The organism is Nocardia sp. NPDC004278, assembly GCF_053602975.1.
Genome location: NZ_JBSGEQ010000015.1, coordinates 64,354 through 81,806 on the forward strand (window position 1 = coordinate 64,354; position 17,453 = coordinate 81,806).

Here is a 17,453-nt window from a genome sequence, read left to right on the forward strand (position 1 = left end):
ATTCAGTGAATTCTCCAGATCACCAACTGATCACAAGGGATTCGCGGCAACAGGATGACCATGGTTCCACGTTTCCCACCGTCGGCGGCCACCCGATGGCCAACAACTGGAGCTGCCATGTTCGACCGGATCGAATCCACCGTCCGCCTCGACCGCGGCATCGCGGGGATCACGGCAGGGGTACTGCTCGGCGCGGCGACGCTGTTGCACACCCCGCCCGCCAGGGCGGATAACACGGGCTCGGCCGCGCAGCCGCAAGGAGCATTGTTCGGGCTGCTGACCGGCGAACCCGCCGGTCGCACACCGGCGCTCGGCTTCGCTGGTCCGGAAGCCGCGATCGTTGGGCTCGGCTACGGGCTGCTGCCCGACGGCACCATGCGGCCCGAGCTGATCAGTCGGCTGCACGCCGGATATGTACAGGCGTTGCTCGCCCCCGCAATCGAATTCCGCGGCCGGGTAACCTCACTCGACCCGTACCGGCACACCGCGACCATCGCGCTGGACGCAAAATCGCACGGTCGTAGGCTTTTCGGCTATGCCGCCGCGGAAGTCCGCTTCCCCGTGACGGATTGAGCGATATCGAGCAGCCCGGTGAGCCGCGCGAGTCGGCGATGGGAGTCCAGCCGCGCGGCCCGATCGTAGGTGCTGGTGTGCACCAGGATCTCGTCCGCGCCGGTGCGCGCTATCAACGCCTCCAACGCGTCGGCGACCTCGTCCTCGGTGCCGTGGATGTGGTCGCGCAGCGCGTCGTCGAAGATCCGGCGTTCCCGCTCGGTCATCGGTGTCGACTCGATTTCCGCGGGCGGGATGAGCACCGGGAATTCGCCCCGGGTGCGCGCATATGCGGCCGACCATGCCTCCGGCAGCAATAGTCGATGGGCCTGCTCGGTCGTATCGGCGATCACCACCGCCCCGGAGACGACGACATACGGCTGCGCGCCCCATGGCGTCGGACGGAATTCCGCTCGATACCGCCCGATCGCCTCGACCATGCGGTCCACCCCCGCGATCGAGGCGATCACGAGCGGCAGCCCGAACCGTGCCGCTCGCTCCGCACCCGATCCGGTGGCCAGCAGGAATGCGGGCACATGCAGCCCCTGCGCGGGCCACGCATGCACACCCGACCGACCGCGCGCGAAATACTCGAGCACATCGGTGAGCTGGCGATCGAAATCATCGGCGTCGGTCTTGTCGTGCCCGAGCGCGCGCCGCACCCCATCGGTGAAGCCGACCGAGCGCCCGAGCCCCATATCGACCCGCCCCGGATACAGCGATTCCAAGACCCCGAACTGTTCGGCGACCACCAGCGGCTGATGGTTCGGCAGCATTACCCCGCCGGTCCCGATCCTGATCCGGGATGTCGCCGCCGCGACCGCCGCCGCGAGCACCGTCGGGGCCGAACCCGCGACCCCGGGCACGCTGTGGTGTTCGGACACCCAGAACCGGTGATAGCCCCATTCCTCGGCCAGCCGCGCGAATTCGACGGTCTCCCGCAGCGCCTCCGGATGGCTTTGCCCGCGTCGAACACGCGAACGATCCAGAATCGAAAACCGCACCGCACCGAATCCCGTAGTCATATCTGTGTCAACACGCCCGGTTCGGGCGCATTCCGCCGCGCGGTGAGCTGGACAACACACCCTGGATGCGAGAATGGGTCCCGCAACTGCGAAATCCGGTGGTCGGTCCCGCGGTAGTCGGCGCGTATCGCGGCTCGGCACGAATGTCGGCGCACGCCATGGAGGCGCGAATGTCGGGGATCGTCAAGTCTTTCCAACGAGCAAGCCGTCGCACCACGCTGATGGGCATCGCGCTCGCGGTCATTCTGGCGGTGGTGGCAACGGTGGTGATCGTCGCGCTGCGCCATACCGATCAGGCGTCGAGCGATGCGTGTCCAGGTGATCCCGTCGCATCGTTACCGGCATGGGCACTATCGAATACGCAGGTGGACGCGCCGATCGACGCGCACCCGTTCGTGGGCAACGGCTATCTCGGCTTGCGCGTTCCTCCACAGGGTATGGGCTACGCCGCGACCGATGAAATGACCGGCTGGCCGCTGTACACGCCCGCATACGACGGCGCTTTCGTCGCGGGTCTCTACGCGCACACACCGGGCGTCGCCGATAACCGCGAGGTCGCCGCGGCCATTCCGAACTGGTCCGGGCTGCTGGTCGGCGTCGGCGATCAGACCTATTCACCCGCCACTCCCCCGACCCAGATCACCAACTTCGAACAGACGCTGCTGCTGCGATGTGGACTGGTCCACACCCGCCTGACCTGGACCGCGCCCGACGGTAAGGCCACCGATCTGGTCTACGACGTGCTCACCGATCGGGCCGATCAGCACGTCGGCGCGATCCATCTCACCATCGTTCCGCATTGGTCGGGCGAGCTGGTGGTCTCCGATCTCATCGATGGTGCGGGGGCTCGGCGGCTGAGCCGCACCGGTGCCGGTGCCCGCGATGACGATGCCATCGAGGTCGGCTTCCGTACCGATGGGACCGATATCAGCGGCGATATCGTCTCGGTGCTGCGGCCCGGACAGGGCATCCAGTCGTCGGGGATCGAGCCGACGCCCCCGCCACGCGACCTCAGTGCGCGCCAAGATGTCCGTTTTCCGGTGCGAGACGGCGACACGTACCAGGTGACGAAGTTCATCGGCATCGACACCGCCCGCACCGCAACCGATCCGGCCGCTTCGGCATACGAGGCCGCACAGCGAGCCGTTCGGTCCGGATGGGCGGAACTGCTCGCCGATACGTCCGCGGCGTGGCGGGAGCGTTGGCGCGGTGATATCGAGGTGCCCGGTCAGCCGGAGGTGCAGACCTGGGTGCGCGGCGCGCTCTACTCGCTGTACTCGAATACGAATTCCCGACAGGACAACAGCATTTCACCCGTCGGGCTCAGCAGCGACAACTATGCGGGCGCGGTGTTCTGGGACGCCGACATCTGGATGTTCCCAGTGCTATTGCAACTTTCGCCGCACTTGGCGAAATCCATTGTGGAGTACCGCTATCGGACCTTGCCCGCCGCCCGAGCCAACGCTCAGCGGCTCGGCTATCGCGGCGCGTTCTACCCGTGGACCAGCGCGAGTCGCGGCGATCTCGACGAATGCCACAGCTGGGATCCGCCACACTGCCTGACCCAAATCCATTTGCAGGGTGATATATCCCTGGCGGCCTGGCAGTACTTCACCGCCACCGGCGATACCAACTACCTGCGCACCCGCGGCTGGCCGATCATGCGCGAGGTCGCCGAATTCTGGGCTTCGCGGGTCACTCGCAATGACGATGGCAGCTACTCCATCCGCAATGTCGCGGGCCCCGATGAATACAGCAACGGCGTGAACGACGCGGTCTACACCAATGCGGTCGCCGCGCTCGCCCTGCGTAATGCCGCACGGGCCGCCCAGATTCTCGGCGAACGGCACCCGCCGGAGTGGACCACGATCGCCGACCGCCTACGCATGCCGTTCGACAGCTCGCAAGGGCTCTTCGCCCAATTCGACGGGTACACCGGCGCGCCCATCAAACAGGCCGACACCGTCCTGCTGATCTATCCCCTGGACTGGCCGATGCCGCCGGATGTCGCGGCCCATGTGCTCGAATACTATTCGCAGCGAACAGATCCCGACGGTCCGGCCATGACCGATTCGGTGCACGCCATCGACGCCGCGAAGATCGGCGTCCCCGGCTGTGCGGCCGACACCTACCTCGAGCGCGCCGCACGTCCCTTCGTGCGCACACCCTTCGGACAGTTCGCCGAGGCGCGCGGCGAGAAGGTCGGAGCCAAGGACCCGCTCGCGGGCGCACCTGCCTTCACCTTCGTCACCGCAGCGGGCGGTTTCCTGCAAACCTTCACCAATGGACTGCTCGGGCTGCGCTTCGACATCGACGGCATCCGCATCGCCCCCACGCTTCCACCCGAGCTGAACCAGGGCCTCACGATCCGTGGAATCCACTGGCAGGGGCGGACTTTCGATGCCACCATCGGACCCGACGAGACAAAATTGACGCTGACACACGGTCAACCGATGCAGGTCCGCGCGGAGTCCGAAACTCGCCTGCTCACCGACGACGCCACCTTCACCACCCGACGCCCGGACCTGACCCCGACCGCCAATCTCGCCCGCTGCAAGCCGGTCATGACCACCTCCGACGAGCCCGGCAAATACGCCGCCGCAGCAGTCGACGGCAGCACTGCCACCGGCTGGGCACCCGACGGACCGCAGGGTGCGCTCACCGTCGACCTGGGGAAAGACACCCGCATCGATCGAATCGTTCCGCACTGGACCGAACCCGCCCGCACCGCAACCACTTTCACCGTATCCGCAGACGAACACGCCTGGACTCCGGTGACCGTGGATCCGACAACAGGGACCCTGCCCAGCCCGATCTCGGCCCGTTACGTCCGCCTCGAACTCACGGCCACCGACCCGGCCACGCACCCCGGCATCCGCGAACTCGAAATCTCCGGTCCCCGAACCTAATCCGGATAATCCTGCCGAACAGCACGCTGCTTCAATCTCACATAGACACTGAAATCGAGTATCAGAGCCGGATTCCGAAGACGACGAAGCCGATCAGCCAGCGCAAATCGCTCAGCGCGGCGGAGTTCCGATACACCGATGGCTTGGCACCGATATTGATGAGCTTCGTTCGGGCACTGACGGTCTCCCCGGCGCCCACATCGCTCAACCACACCTCGCGCCCGGAGCCGAAGATCCCTCCTCCACCCAGCTGGCCGCCCCGCCCCGATCCATGGGGGCCGCGCGATGAATGGAGGTGGCCAAGGCGCGGGCAAAGTGCGCGCGTGGACCGGTCGGGATGGTATTGGCCATGGGTCCGGTCACATCGCCCAAATACGTCCCACCGGCAACCGAGTACCAGGCTCCGCACCCGTGCGCCGCACCGCGATACTCCATCCTCAACACCACCAAACAGCGCCCACAACCCACCGAGAATGCGCTGATGCATATGTGCTCTCGACGTTTACCTGCACCAGCGCATGGTGATCACCGGTCCAGGACTGGGCCGGATGCTGGTCTCGAGTGCTGGGCACCTGAGTGCCAGTAAGTTTCGTGGGTCATTGGGTGCGGCGGGGACACGCCGTTGGGGGGGAGCACTTTTCGCTGTCACGAATCACTCGGGCCGGATGAGCATTAGCCTGAGTTGGTGCGCTGGTTCCTTCCGCTTCTACTCCTTCTTGCGGCATGCGCCTCGGGACCGACACCGGCGTCGACTCCACCGCCGGTCACGCCTACCGAATACGTCCGCACGCCAACGGATTGCGCCAAGCTCACCGTCGAAGCCCTGATCGTCGACCCCGGCCGCGGCTACCTCTTCGGCACCCATGCCGAATGGCTGCCGAAAGGCCAATTCGTGCGCATTCGGGTGGCGATCACCAATACCGACAACACATTTCACACCACCGAGACAACCGACTATCAGTTGTCCGACGCGGCCGACGCCGCCCATCCGGTCAGCAATGACGCCATGGCGATCAAACGCCAACCGACCGAGGTCACCATCGGCGCGGGCAACCGCCTGGAACTCGACCTCTGGTACGACATTCCGCTCGATACCGCGCCAAAGCTGCTCCGCGACACTGTCTGCAACCTAACCACCTCGCTCCCGAGTTAGCGGCAGTCTCGGACGCCCCGAATCAGGCGAGGTTGCGCACCGGGCTGCGAAATCACCTTCGGATGCAATTCTTCCTGGGATAATGCACCGATTGCATGAAAATCCACCGTGCTGGTCCATTTCGGATCGCATCGTGGTGTGCTGGGCGCAATCGATCCTGGAGGGAAGCGGGAATTACGCGTCGTGATGAACGAACAATCGCAGTGGAAGTGGTTCAAGAGCAGCCGTAGAGCTGGCTCCAGAAACTGCGTCGAGGTCGCATTTCTCCCGAACAACCTGGTCGGCGTTCGCGATTCCAAGAACCCATCCGACCCCGCGCTGATCTTCACCGCAGCCGAGTGGTCGACCTTCACCGCGCGGCAACTCGCGGCGACTTCCACTACTAACAGCTCGCGAACTCCCAGTAGATGGGATCAGATTTCTTCGAGCCAGAGGTGACCGGGGTGGACCCGCGACAACCACTCGGACAGTCGCGACCTCTGCGATCGGTCCAAAGCGGATAGTACATGCCGGAAGTCGGCTTCGTCCTTGTCGCGCGGCGCTTTTGCCTTGAACAGGAGCACGACCTCCGGAATCGCGTAGGGAATGCCCTCGCGGGTGTGGCGAATCAGTTCTGCATAGGGCAGGGTGATCGCCGGGTCGCGGCGGCACGCCCATCGATCGCCGACCTGCGGTTCCCTGAATACGTCGAGGTGATAGCGCCCGGTCGCGGGTTCGCGTAGCCACGTCTGATGCTGCTTCTCCGCGTCCGCCGGAAACGACAGGATTCGGCCGTCCGCGATCACATCCCACTCGAAGCCCGGGAACGCGTCGACGATCTCGCCGAATCTGCCCTCTGGGACCCCGATTTCGAGGTCGTGGTGTGCACGAGCGGCACCTTCGCTGAACAGCTCGAGCGCCCACCCGCCCGCCACGTACCACGGAACCGCGACACCCGACATTCGTTCCGCGACTTCGGCGGGCGTCCATGGCACCCAGAGCCGGCCGGCTTCCTCGGCCGAAAACAGACGCCCAGCCATCTCAGGCAGCTCCACCACCTCACCCCCGACTCGGTTTCACCACAGCCATCATGACGCGGATGTTGTTCCGATGTCCTACGAAACGCGTGTTTCGCAAGTGCCGTGCCAGTTTCATCTGCTCGCGAGTTGGCTCGATCATCGCGTAGCGGGATCGCGTCGGGGTGGCCGGTGGCACAGGTACGGGATCGGCCCACGACCGATGAGTCCTGTCGCCGAGGGCTCACGCCCTTGACATGTTTTCGCGAGACGGCCCATAGCTTTTCGTGGCCACTGCCCCGAAAAGGTCTGGCTTCTGCCTGGCGATTCGCGAACTTAGTGTTCTGTCATGATCAAGATCACGATGCGAGCTGTATGTGTGCTGGCCGCGGCTACTGCGTGTGCGGTAGTGACCGCGTGTGGCTCTGACAATGCGCAAACAAACAGTTCCGCGAAGCAGCCGATATCGCATCAGGACGCGACATCGGGCGAATCGCAGCACCCGGCATCGGGGCAGGCGCCGGCGACTGTGCCGATCGGTGAGGTATCCGGCAATCCGAAGGCTGCCAGCGCGGTGCAGCCCTGGGCGAACGATCTGGTGGGCGGTGATATGGACCGTCTGGTTGGTAACTGCTGGACGATTGAACCGTCCAATGCCCGAGCCATGTACGCGGATAAGGACGGTATTCTGGCCGCGCTCGCGCAGCCCGGCGCCGACGGACAATGGGCAGTGCTCTGGAAGGGACCGGTGCGGACGGTGAGTTTGCGGCGCAGCGAAATCGCGTCCGGGTACGCGTGTCCGAGGGTGTACGCAACCGGAGCGCGTGACACTTTCACTGATGGTGATGCCCGGTACGTTGTCCGCCGCTATCTGTCCCGAGTCATCGGAAAGCCGGTGAATCAGGACGATATCGAGAGCAAATACCGTCTGGCCTGCGCCGGGTCAGCCCTGGACAACAATCCGGACATGCTCTCCGGCAGCACCGGCTTTCTCGAGGGCGAGATGAGTTCGCGGACGCTGGAGAGCCGCGATCCCCAGGCGCCCACTCGCGAGGTGACCGTACCGGTGACGAATTCTGCCGGTGTCAACCAGCCTGCGGTCTTCACGGTGGATTACGGTTCGGAAGGCAATTGCATCAGCAACATCACCAGGTGATCCGGCAATTTCGGCGAAACGTGTTGTCGAGCTTGCCCTCTCGTGTTCTGCCGCCACATGCGCTACCGAGTCGCGCAAGGATGAGAAAGCCCGTTCGGTGAGGCGCTGCCGAAGAAGGTGCGGCAGCTGATCGAGTCGGTCAACGACACCCTCAAAGGCCAGGGACCACGCCGGACGCAGCTTCGAGGAAGTCGCGACGCGCACCAGCGACCCGGTCGCTGATCTCCTACCACGACCGGGCTTCGGACTTACTCGTCTAGCTGAAGTGTCCCGTTTCTGCCTGTTCCATCAAGCGCATGAACTGCTCGGTACGCATGTGGATGAGCGTCTCGTGGTCACCAGCCTCGAAGTAGATGTCGGGTTGTGTGCTCAGGCTTTCATCCATCAGTGTCTTCATGCCGTAGGCAGTGCAGACCGGAGGGATGGCGCCGAGTTCACAGTCTTTGAAGACTGCGCGGATGTCGGACTCGTTGGCCAGCGATAGACGCCGTCCGGTGTGGTCCCACAGTTCTGACAACCGCAAGTGATGAGTGGAAGGCAGCACGGCACCGACGTAGCCTTGCTCGTCTTCGAGCAGGATCGTCTTGGCGAGTCGGTCGCCGGGGATAGCCGCGGTTGCGGCTGTCTCGGTGCTGCTGTGGCTGTGCGGATGCCGCACGACGTCGAACTCGACACCTGCTTTGCGTAGGCAGGTGTCCACGGTGGGTGATATGGGCATGAGGGAACCTCCACTGGCTGGTTGGCAGCACTTTCGAACCGGCGGCCCTATTTCTTCATGCTAGCCCTGATATGCCTCGACGAGGCAGGCGCCGCCCGCTCGAATTCATGGCCGAATGCCTCCACACAAACCGCGGCACGGGATCGGAAGTTCGATCCGGTGCTCCGCATCCCGCAAGTATTACCGCCACCGCCGGCAGCGGGGGCGCCAAGCGTAGCCGTGCTATCAAAAGCTGGATGTGCGCGAAGTGAACACACAAATCGGAAATCCATCCTTCTAGGAAAACGATAAACTGGTCAAGCGTCTTATCGGAGCCGATCGAGCGCATTGAACGAAACTGGTCAAATAAATCGGAGACCATGGATCTAATGGTGTTCCGGCCCGATTCGCTGAAAGAAGTTCAACGGGAAGATACCGCGATGACGGCATTTGCCAGCCGAGCGCAGTTGCGCCGATAGCGGAGGCCAGGCGCGCGGCGGTGCCGGTGGCGCCGGCGCGGACCCGCTGGCGCGAACCCCTACCGCGCCAGCGCATTCGGGTAGTTCCCAGCCGCGTCCCAGCTCGCTCTGAGGTTCAGCGGACACGCTCGCTACGGCTCAGTCCTGGGCCGCCGAATCCTGCCCGGGAATGCAGCCATCGCCGTCCGCGCGCCCGGGTACGGCCACCGAGAGCATGGAGAACGATGTACCGGAAGTGTGTTCTGATCGCCGCCCTGACGATGGCGGGCTGCGCGGTCACCACCGCCCCGTTCGCGCACGCCGCGGCCGCCCATGAGAAGACCTACTCCGTTTCCGGCACGATGCAATTCACCGTCGGCCAGCGCGACATCGATGCCCATCCACTCACCGCACTGAACGGCATGCCGACCAACCGGGAAGTGTTGCTGGACACCGACTTCTACGGCCGGATCTCGGGTTCCGATTCCGGCACACTGACATCCGGGTACTACGTAGCATGCGCGGTGGACCTCGACCCCAAGGCCGAGCTCCAAACCAAACTCCAGGCCGATGCCAATCTGGACCTCGGACTCGACATCTCGCCAGGTTCGCTGACGCCGAGCATCGATATCAATGTCATCCCCGACCTCAGCGGCGGGCTCGGTGCCGACCTGACCATGTCCCCGGGCAAAATCGCCGATATCGCGGTCGGCACCAAGAAACTCCAACCGGACACCCTCGGCACCATGGTCAGCCGAGACTTCCACATCCAGGTATCCGGCTGCGGTGGCGCGCTGACCATCCGCGCGTACGCCAGGGTCACCGCCGAATCGGCGGCGGTGGACGCCAGCGGCGCCAGCTACGGCGACCCCATCGTGCTGTGAATCCTCAGTCCTGCACCTTCAGCACCTGCCGAATCGTCAGGCGCCCTTGGGTTTGCATCAGCGAGCGACGGTAGAGCCCGGCACCAGGTCACGACGATCTGCTCGGCACCGGGTCGCGCGGATCAGTGCGGCTCGGGCAGCCCGAGCGCCGGGGCGAGCGCGCGCCAGGCACGCGGGAGTTGCGCCTCGAAATCGGGCCAGGTGTGCATGCCCGCTGGGGCGTAGTCGACGGTGGCGGGAATCTTCAGCTCGGCGAGCCGAGCGGCGAAGCGTTCGGTGCACAGCCGCGCACCGGCCTCGAGCGCGAGTCCCCCACCCGCCGTCCGCAGGGCTTCGACGAGGTTCGGCGCATGCGATACGGCGACGAGATCGGCGTCGGTCGGCAGGCCGGTCGCCGCGGAGAGATAGATCGACGTATCCCGCAGATCGGCCGCCCCGAGCACGCTGTCGTGCGCACCCCACTCCGGCGAATCGGCCGGGCCCCAAAGGTTTTCGACATTACCGCCGCGCGAGGCGACCGTGATGGTGGTGACGGCGCGGCCGAGTTCGTCCGCGGTGGAATAGCATCCGCTCATCCCCGCGACCGCGCGGTATCGACCCGGATACCGCTGGGCCAGCATCATGGCCGCCTGCGCGCCCATCGATACGCCCGCAATCGCGCGCCGCCCATCGGTTCTCAGATACGACTCGACGATCGGCGGCAGTTCCGCGGTAAGAAACGTTTCCCACCGATTGAGTCCGAGATTCGCGTCGCGACGCATCCAGTCGCTGTACATGCTCCCGGTGCCGCCGCTGGTCAAGACCACATCGACGGGCTTATCGGCGAAGTACTCCGCCGCTCGACCTTTGCTGAGCCACCCCGAGATCTGCTCGCCGTCAACGCCGTCCAGCAGATACAACAGCGGATGCGGCCCGGAACCGCTGCCGCGCAGCACATCCACCGTAATGACCCGGCGCATGGCGGCCGAGGCGATCGAAAAGCGTTCGTGGCGTGGGCCGACAGTCTCGATAGCGATGGTACCGGTCCGGGTCATGGCAGGATCCACCGGCGGCGGTGCTACGGGTGGATCCGCGAGCGCGGGCGCAGCCCCCACCACGGCGATGAGGGCCATCGCCGCCGCGGTGATCGGTGCTCGAAGACTCATGGCGCGACGGTGGCTCGCTCGGCCTGCCCGGCTGCGGCGCGGTCCCGCTGCTCCTCGAAACACGTTGCCCTGAGCGCTAACTCGTCGAAGTAGGCCGCGATTTCATCGCGGGCGCGTTCGCCGTCGTCGGATAGGTCGGTGCGCTCGAAGACATTCCAGGCGCGCAGCACCGGGCGCAGCACACCGTCGAGATGCTGGCGCAGATCGCAGATGCCGTATTCGGCCAGTACCACAGCATTTCGCCGGGAGTTCGGCTGGGTGAGTCCGGGCATCTGGAACCGGGTGACGATATCGGTGAACGCGCGCAGGGTCTGGTTCGGCGTCAGGTCGAGGGCGGCGGCACTGAGGTTGCGAGAGAAGATCATCTACAGCTTTTCGTCGGCGGCAATTCGTTGCAGCATACGCTCGGCGATGGGCTCATTACAGGCCGCGCCGGTATTTCTGTGACTTAACCTGGTCGCCAGTTCCTGTTGCGTCACATATGCGCCAGATCGCAGGAACTGCTGTCCCTTCACAGGTTTCGCGACACCCGTCGTCATATGCGCCATTCTGGCCTGCTCCAGGGTCACCGGGTCGACCGCGCGAGTGACCACCGGATAATCGCACATGACAATCGCATGACGATTCTCGGCCGCGGTCCAGCACCCCACCCAGGTGCCCCAGACCTCGTCCAAGGACAACGACTCCGAGATCTCTCGGTGATAGGAGGGCAGATTGTCCTCGGTGAGCAAGTTGGTGACCATCGCGGTGCGGGCGACCTCGGACAGCTCGGATTGTCCCGGCTCCCAATCGACACCGCCCATGGCCGCGAAGTTCCGACAGTCGTCCCACGGCACATAATCCTGCGGATGCCAGGCCTTGACCTTGCGCAGATGCTGTTCGGCGACGGGCTCGAGTTCGCGCAGAGTATCGAGATCGGTCAGCGTGGTCGGCACACGTACTCCTTCGTTCACACCCCGGAACCGCAGATCAAGGGCGCTCGGTCAGGCCGAACGAGTGATTCGGTGATCATTGGGCGAGGTGACGACCGGCCGGCGGGCCTGCTGGAGCCCGTCATAATCGGGCAGATCGGCCAGTCGGTAGAGCCCCGGCGGTCGGCCATCGGCCTGCAGTCGGGCGAGCAACTCCTGGACCAGCCCGGCCAGTTCGGGAATCCGGCTGGCATCGCCAGAGGTCACCACCGCGGTCAGCGGAACCTCGGCGGCCTCGCCGATCAGCTCGAGCACCTCGGGGGTGAGTGCGAGCGAGGTCATGGCCGAGACCTCGTCGATCGGAATCAGGACCGTGCCGCCCTCATCGGACAGCAGCGACAGTGCCCGGGAACCGAGCGGCGGCGCCAGCGCCGCCTGAACGCGGCGCAGCTTCCTGCGCGCCGCTGACGGCGCGCCCATACCGGGTCTTCGCTCATCCGGATGCGCGGGAATCGCGAGGGCCACGACCTGGTACGACGCGGCCACACTGATTCCGGCCCGGCGCGCCAGATGCGCGACACCGTGCCCGCTGAGCAGCGCCGATACCAGCATCTGCGCCGCGGTCTGCTGCTCGCGCGCGACCTGGCGATGTTCATCGAGGTAGGCCGTCAGCGTCGCCGTCGTCACGGTTTCCAGCACCCGCACGATCAGCCCGGCCGCCGCCGCCACCGCATCGGCGTCTTCCCCTGCGGCCTGCTCGGTCAGGAATTCCAAACCGATGCGGACCCCGTCGTGATACGCGTCGAGCACGGTTTCCAGCGCTATCCCCTCACGCGCCCAGCGCGCAGCTGATCCGGCAATCGCCGCTGGCTGTGCCACCGGAATCAACCGCGGCTCCAGCATCCGCGCAGCCTCCACCAAACAGGCGCGCGTGATAGTACCGAGATCTTCGCGACGTGCGCACCGAGCCTGAAAAGTCAAATGCTCGACCAGTTTTGCTTCCAAGGTCTTGGGGCCCGAACCAGCCTGTTTGCCCACCATGACTATGAAAGGCTAGCCGGGTTCCCACCGAAATCGCATATCCGGCCCGATAATTGGGAAAGTCATCACTTGGTACCGACCGCCTTGGGTGAAATCACAAGCAGCGGGCGGATTCTCGGTTGCAATATTCCGATCATCCGGATGATCAGATTGCGACAGCGGGATCCGCGCACCGCCGGTCCGCTGGCGCACGGGTGGCGCCCCGCGACCACCGCTGTAACGCCCGGCGGCGATCTACCGACGGCATCGGCATGGCAGCGCGCACTACCCGGGCACCGGTGATTCAAACCAGGGCACACCGACCGAACCTGTGAGCTCTCCCATGACTAAAGTGGATCCCTGTGCTACGGGTCATATGCCCGATAGCATCGACCGCCTTGCTCAGTTCGGTGAACCCGGGCGGTGCAACTGGCGACGAGTTCGAAGGATGGCCTAACCCCATATGAGCGGTACGCGAGAAAAGCTGGAGGAACTCCGCGACGTCCTGGAGCTCGCCGAGGAGCCCGCAGGCGAGACCGGCATCGCGAAGCGCAAGAAGAAGGGCATACCCAGCGCCCGCGAGCGCGTGCGAATGCTGCTCGACAAGGGCTCCTTCGTGGAAATGGGCGCGCTGATGCGCCAGCCCGGCAGCACCGACGGCATGTACGGCGACGGCGTGGTCACCGGCCGCGGCTATATCGACGGCAGGCCGGTCGTCGTCATCGCCCACGATCAGACGGTGCACGGCGGTTCGGTCGGCGAGATGTTCGGCCGAAAGGTCGCCGCCGCAATGGAGTTCGCGCAGGAGAACGCCTGCCCGGTGGTCTCGATCAACGATTCCGGCGGCGCCCGCATCCAAGAGGCGGTGACCTCGCTGGCCTGGTACGCGCTGATGTGCCGACGCCAGGAGGATCTGTCCGGTTTCGTGCCGATGGTCGCGGTCATGCTCGGCAAATGCGCGGCCGGTTCGGTGTACGGCCCAGTCAATATGGATGTGCTGGTCGCGACCGAGAAGTCCTATATGTTCGTCACCGGTCCGGAGGTCATCAAGGGCGTCACCGGCGAGGTGGTCAGCGCCGACGATCTCGGCGGCGCCGCCGCCCTGCAGGCCAATGGCACGGTGCACCACGTCGCCGCCGATGAGCAGGCGGCCTTCGACTGGGTTCGCACCTATCTGAGCTACCTGCCGTCGAGCTGCCTCGAGCAGGCTCCGGTGGTGAATCCGGGCCTGGAGCCGGAACTCACCAGCCACGATCTGGAACTGAACTCGATCATCCCGGATTCGGCCCGGTCCGGCTACGACATGCACGAGGTGCTGCTGCGCATCTTCGACGACGGCGACTTCCACGAGATCAGCGCGGGTACCGCCCAGAATCTGATCACCGGCTTCGCCCGGGTCGACGGCCGCAGCGTCGGTGTGGTCGCCAATCAGCCGCAGGTGCTCGGCGGCGCGCTGGACGGACTGTGCTCGGACAAGGCGGCGTATTTCATCCGCCTGTGCGACGCCTTCGGCCTGCCGGTCATCTTCGTCGTCGACACCCCCGGCGTGCTGCCCGGGCTCGAGGAGGAACGCAACGGCGTGATCAAGCGCGGTGGCCGATTCTTCCGCTCGGTGATCGAGGCCACGGTGCCGATCGTGTCGATCGTGACGCGCAAGGCCTACGGCGGCGGCTACGCCGTAATGGGCTGCAAGCCGCTCGGCGCCGACCTCGCCCTGGCCTGGCCGACCGCTCAGATCGCGGTAATGGGCGCGGAGAGCATGGTGGGCATCATCGGTCGCAGACAGCTCGAGGCGACCCCGGCCGACCAGCGTGCCACGGTGCGCCAGCAGATGATCGACTTCTACAACGCCACCGTGGCCACCCCGTGGACCGCGGCCGAACGCGGCTATATCGACGCCGTCATCGAGCCGTCCCAGACCCGCCTGGAGATCCGCAAGGCGCTGCGCCTGCTGCGCGAGAAGGGTTCGGTCAAGAAGCACAACCCACGCAAGCACAGCCTCTTCCCGGTCTAGGATCTCGCCCGTTTTGTGTTGCATCACAACATGAACGGGCACCGGTCGTGCGATCTCCGATGTTGGGCCGCTCGCTGAGCGGCCCAACACGACTGTGCCCTAACGTCATCCATGCCCGGCCCGTGTTCGCCGCACGGCGGCCCGGCACGCGGCGTGCCCACGCACTGTGTCCCTATCCACTCTGGGTGGGCACGCCGCATTCGTGCGAGTCAACCTGGGTGTGTCCCCATTGAGTACCTCGACCATGCGGCAGCACGCCGGGCTCCGGTCCACAGACGACCATTTCGGTGGAGGCTGCCGCGCGCTCGGGTGCACCACACACGTAGTCTGGCATCGGAGGGAGGGGATAATGCTGATCGACTTCGTTCCCGACGGGAATCTGTATCCTTTCGAGTCGCGCTGGTTCGACTCGTCCGTTGGCCGAGTTCATTACATCGACGAGGGGGCCGGACCACCGATCCTGTTCTGTCATGGCGCTCCGGCGTGGAGTTTCCTCTACCGCCACATCGTGAAGAACCTGCGCGACCGGTACCGGTGTGTCGCCGTCGACTACCTGGGTTTCGGATTGTCCGAACGTCCTGCGGGTTTCGGCTACACCATCGCCGAACACACCGCGGTCCTCGGCGAGCTGATCGATCACCTGCAGCTCGACGGCTTCGTTCTGATGGGACACGATTGGGGCGGCCCCATCGGTCTGGGCGCGGTCACCGCGCGCGCGGACCGGGTGCGGGGGATCGTGCTGGGCAATACCGTGTTCTGGCCGATCGAAGCGATGGCTAATCGGGCGTTCAGCATGATCATGAGCAGCAGTCCGATGCAGCGGCGGATACTCGAACAGAATTTCCTCGTTGAGCGCGTCCTGCTCGCAGAGCTGGGGCGCACGCTCACCGCAGCCGAGGCCGACCACTACCGCGCGGTGCAGCCCACTGCAGAAGCCCGGCGCGGACTCGCCCAAAGAAATTCGTGCCGCGCGCCCGCTGCTGGACCGACTTGCCCGAGACGTGCCCGTCCTGCTCGGCGACAAGCCGACCCTGTTGCTGTGGGGAATGCGGGACATGGTGTTCCGTCCGAACGCCGGTATCCCGCGAATGCGTGCCGCCTTCACCGATCTCGATGTAGTCGAGCTGCCACACGCGCGGCATTTCATTCAGGAACACGCACCGGACGCGATCACGACGGCGATCGCGAAGCGATTCCCGTAACTACGATGGACGAACGGGGAGACACGCGACTAGGCCTGATCCGGACGCCTGCCGTGATTGCCCCAGGTCCGTTCCACCGTGACCCATTCGGCCTCCCAGAGCCGGGCTCGGCGACGATCGAGGCCACGGCGCAGCAGAGCGTAGCCGCCGCCGAAGCAGATTCCGATCGCGAAGACCAGCCCCGTGGTGATCAGCAGCGCCTTGCTCAATGCCCGTGTGCTCGATGGCGGCTCGGTGACCTTCCCCGAGCTGTCCAGCCAGATCTTCACGGTGGCACCGGTTTTCACCACTCCGGTGGCCTGGTAGTCGCTGGTGTGCGCGACCCCGAGTGCATCCTTCCACTGCACCCGGGCCGGGGTGATCGGCGCGTACAGCGGCGCCTTGCCGACCTCGACCACGGTCGCCTCGACCGGGTGCAACTGCGCCGCCTGCGCCTTCGCGAGACGGTCTTCGGTCTGGTAGATCCGCCCGCCGACCGCCATCGACAGCACCGGAGCGATGATCAGGAACACCACCGTCAGAGCTGCCGCGACCGCCAACTGCACGCGGTCCTCGCGGCGGCGCATCGGATTTCGGTCCAACCCGACGCGGCGGCAGGTGCGGCGGACAACACTCGGTGATCCGGCTGCTGCGGTCATGACGATGACACCTCGCTCTGGAAGTCGGCCGTCAGCCCGTGAAGGGTGTCGAAGAATGTGTCGATGAGGTCGGGCAATCCGTTGGTGTCCGAGCCCGCGCCCCAGACCTGCAGGGCGGCGACGAGCAGGCCGGACCCGGCCGCGACGGCCACCTCGGGCCGCCGGTCCACCGCGGGATCGACACCGAGCCGGGCCGCGATGATCCGCACCGATTCGCGCTGGCCGTCGAGTCGGATGCGCTGATAGCCAGCGGCCAGCGTCGGCTCGTCCTCGAAGCGCTGGAACAGCGCCCAGCGTCGGGCCAACCCGGCCGCCTTCGGCCCGGCGTATTCGGCGGACAGCCAGTCGTGCAGCGCATTGTGGTAGGCGACCAACGGCGGCTCACCGAGCGGGCGGCGGCACAGGGCCTCGTTGAACAGATGCACGTCCTGATCGATTTCACCGAGTACCGCCTCCTCGATGGAGGAGAAATGACGGCTGAAGGTCCGCCGGGTGACCCCGGCCCGCTCCGCGATGTCCTCGACCGCCACCGAATCCAGTCCCCGCTCGTTGAGCAGGTCGAATGCGGCACGTGACATCGCCGCACGACTGCGAAGCGTGCGCAGCCTGCGGCCGTCGAGGTCGACCCCGTCGTCGATACTCATATCGGTAGTCTACGCGCTATTGTCCCAACGGGACATTAGTTCCGTGTGAT

The 17,453-nt window shown here is 65.4% G+C and carries 15 protein-coding genes and 3 pseudogenes; 9 read left to right on the forward strand and 9 right to left on the reverse strand.

Features of this window, described 5'->3' with window-relative positions; translation table 11 throughout:
* Positions 1 to 117 precede the first annotated feature (117 nt).
* Positions 118 to 573: a hypothetical protein gene (locus ACWEO2_RS23080; RefSeq protein ID WP_452407205.1), complete on the forward strand. Its 456-nt coding sequence runs from the start codon at positions 118 to 120 to the stop codon at positions 571 to 573.
* Here ACWEO2_RS23080 and ACWEO2_RS23085 read toward each other — a convergent pair.
* Positions 534 to 1,577 carry an LLM class flavin-dependent oxidoreductase gene (locus ACWEO2_RS23085; RefSeq protein WP_452407206.1) on the reverse strand — a complete coding sequence of 348 codons (1,044 nt, stop codon included), beginning with the start codon at positions 1,575 to 1,577 and terminating at the stop codon, positions 534 to 536. The genes ACWEO2_RS23080 and ACWEO2_RS23085 overlap by 40 nt on opposite strands.
* Positions 1,578 to 1,642: 65 nt before the next feature.
* Between ACWEO2_RS23085 and ACWEO2_RS23090 the strand changes: the two genes are divergently transcribed.
* The gene (locus tag ACWEO2_RS23090; RefSeq protein WP_452407207.1) at positions 1,643 to 4,486 is read left to right on the forward strand and encodes a discoidin domain-containing protein; all 2,844 of its coding nucleotides are present in this window, start codon (positions 1,643 to 1,645) and stop codon (positions 4,484 to 4,486) included.
* Positions 4,487 to 4,547: 61 nt separating this feature from the next.
* Here the strand turns inward: ACWEO2_RS23090 and ACWEO2_RS23095 are convergent, their stop codons facing one another.
* Positions 4,548 to 4,694 carry a hypothetical protein gene (locus ACWEO2_RS23095; RefSeq protein WP_452407208.1) on the reverse strand — a complete coding sequence of 49 codons (147 nt, stop codon included), beginning with the start codon at positions 4,692 to 4,694 and terminating at the stop codon, positions 4,548 to 4,550.
* A 477-nt stretch (positions 4,695 to 5,171) separates the two neighbouring features.
* On the opposite strand from ACWEO2_RS23095, the gene ACWEO2_RS23100 reads away from it, so the two are divergent.
* Together ACWEO2_RS23100 and ACWEO2_RS23105 are read left to right on the forward strand one after the other, a co-directional pair.
* On the forward strand, positions 5,172 to 5,639 hold the full coding sequence (locus ACWEO2_RS23100; RefSeq protein WP_452407209.1) for a hypothetical protein: 468 nt from the start codon (positions 5,172 to 5,174) through the stop codon (positions 5,637 to 5,639).
* A 186-nt stretch (positions 5,640 to 5,825) separates the two neighbouring features.
* Positions 5,826 to 6,077 (forward strand): DUF397 domain-containing protein, encoded by a 252-nt coding sequence (locus ACWEO2_RS23105; RefSeq protein ID WP_452407316.1) that lies wholly within the window; start codon positions 5,826 to 5,828, stop codon positions 6,075 to 6,077.
* Here the strand turns inward: ACWEO2_RS23105 and ACWEO2_RS23110 are convergent.
* Positions 6,053 to 6,658, reverse strand: a complete 606-nt coding sequence (locus ACWEO2_RS23110; RefSeq protein ID WP_452407210.1) for a hypothetical protein — start codon at positions 6,656 to 6,658, stop codon at positions 6,053 to 6,055. The genes ACWEO2_RS23105 and ACWEO2_RS23110 overlap by 25 nt on opposite strands.
* Positions 6,659 to 7,163: 505 nt before the next feature.
* Between ACWEO2_RS23110 and ACWEO2_RS23115 the strand changes: the two genes are divergently transcribed.
* Together ACWEO2_RS23115 and ACWEO2_RS23120 are read left to right on the forward strand one after the other, a co-directional pair.
* A complete protein-coding gene (locus ACWEO2_RS23115) occupies positions 7,164 to 7,790 on the forward strand; it encodes a hypothetical protein (protein ID WP_355189802.1) in 627 nt (208 codons plus the stop codon).
* A gap of 96 nt (positions 7,791 to 7,886) precedes the next feature.
* A pseudogene (locus ACWEO2_RS23120) lies at positions 7,887 to 8,007 on the forward strand (IS982 family transposase); the annotation flags it as partial.
* A 39-nt stretch (positions 8,008 to 8,046) separates the two neighbouring features.
* Here ACWEO2_RS23120 and ACWEO2_RS23125 read toward each other — a convergent pair.
* The gene (locus ACWEO2_RS23125) at positions 8,047 to 8,508 is read right to left on the reverse strand and encodes an aminoacyl-tRNA deacylase (RefSeq protein ID WP_355189803.1); all 462 of its coding nucleotides are present in this window, start codon (positions 8,506 to 8,508) and stop codon (positions 8,047 to 8,049) included.
* A gap of 682 nt (positions 8,509 to 9,190) precedes the next feature.
* Here ACWEO2_RS23125 and ACWEO2_RS23130 point away from each other — a divergent pair.
* A complete protein-coding gene (locus ACWEO2_RS23130) occupies positions 9,191 to 9,829 on the forward strand; it encodes an MspA family porin (protein ID WP_452407211.1) in 639 nt (212 codons plus the stop codon).
* Positions 9,830 to 9,951: 122 nt separating this feature from the next.
* Here ACWEO2_RS23130 and ACWEO2_RS23135 read toward each other — a convergent pair whose 3' ends face one another.
* The 3 genes and pseudogenes from ACWEO2_RS23135 to ACWEO2_RS23145 all read right to left on the reverse strand — a co-directional run bounded on the left by ACWEO2_RS23135 (position 9,952) and on the right by ACWEO2_RS23145 (position 12,788).
* Positions 9,952 to 10,974, reverse strand: a complete 1,023-nt coding sequence (locus ACWEO2_RS23135) for an alpha/beta hydrolase (RefSeq protein WP_452407212.1) — start codon at positions 10,972 to 10,974, stop codon at positions 9,952 to 9,954.
* Positions 10,971 to 11,909 (reverse strand): annotated as a pseudogene (locus ACWEO2_RS23140) (acyl-ACP desaturase). Before ACWEO2_RS23140 ends, ACWEO2_RS23135 begins: the two are co-directional and overlap by 4 nt.
* 48 nt (positions 11,910 to 11,957) lie before the next feature.
* Entirely contained in the window at positions 11,958 to 12,788 is an 831-nt protein-coding gene (locus tag ACWEO2_RS23145; protein WP_452407213.1) for a transcriptional regulator, read from the reverse strand.
* Between the two features lie 580 nt (positions 12,789 to 13,368).
* Here ACWEO2_RS23145 and ACWEO2_RS23150 point away from each other — a divergent pair.
* Positions 13,369 to 14,919 (forward strand): acyl-CoA carboxylase subunit beta, encoded by a 1,551-nt coding sequence (locus ACWEO2_RS23150; RefSeq protein ID WP_355189878.1) that lies wholly within the window; start codon positions 13,369 to 13,371, stop codon positions 14,917 to 14,919.
* A gap of 349 nt (positions 14,920 to 15,268) precedes the next feature.
* A pseudogene (locus ACWEO2_RS23155) lies at positions 15,269 to 16,121 on the forward strand (haloalkane dehalogenase).
* A gap of 29 nt (positions 16,122 to 16,150) precedes the next feature.
* Here ACWEO2_RS23155 and ACWEO2_RS23160 read toward each other — a convergent pair.
* On the reverse strand, positions 16,151 to 16,759 hold the full coding sequence (locus ACWEO2_RS23160) for an Rv1733c family protein (protein ID WP_452407214.1): 609 nt from the start codon (positions 16,757 to 16,759) through the stop codon (positions 16,151 to 16,153).
* Entirely contained in the window at positions 16,756 to 17,403 is a 648-nt protein-coding gene (locus tag ACWEO2_RS23165; protein ID WP_354956977.1) for a TetR/AcrR family transcriptional regulator, read from the reverse strand. Before ACWEO2_RS23165 ends, ACWEO2_RS23160 begins: the two co-directional genes overlap by 4 nt.
* Positions 17,404 to 17,453 lie beyond the last annotated feature (50 nt).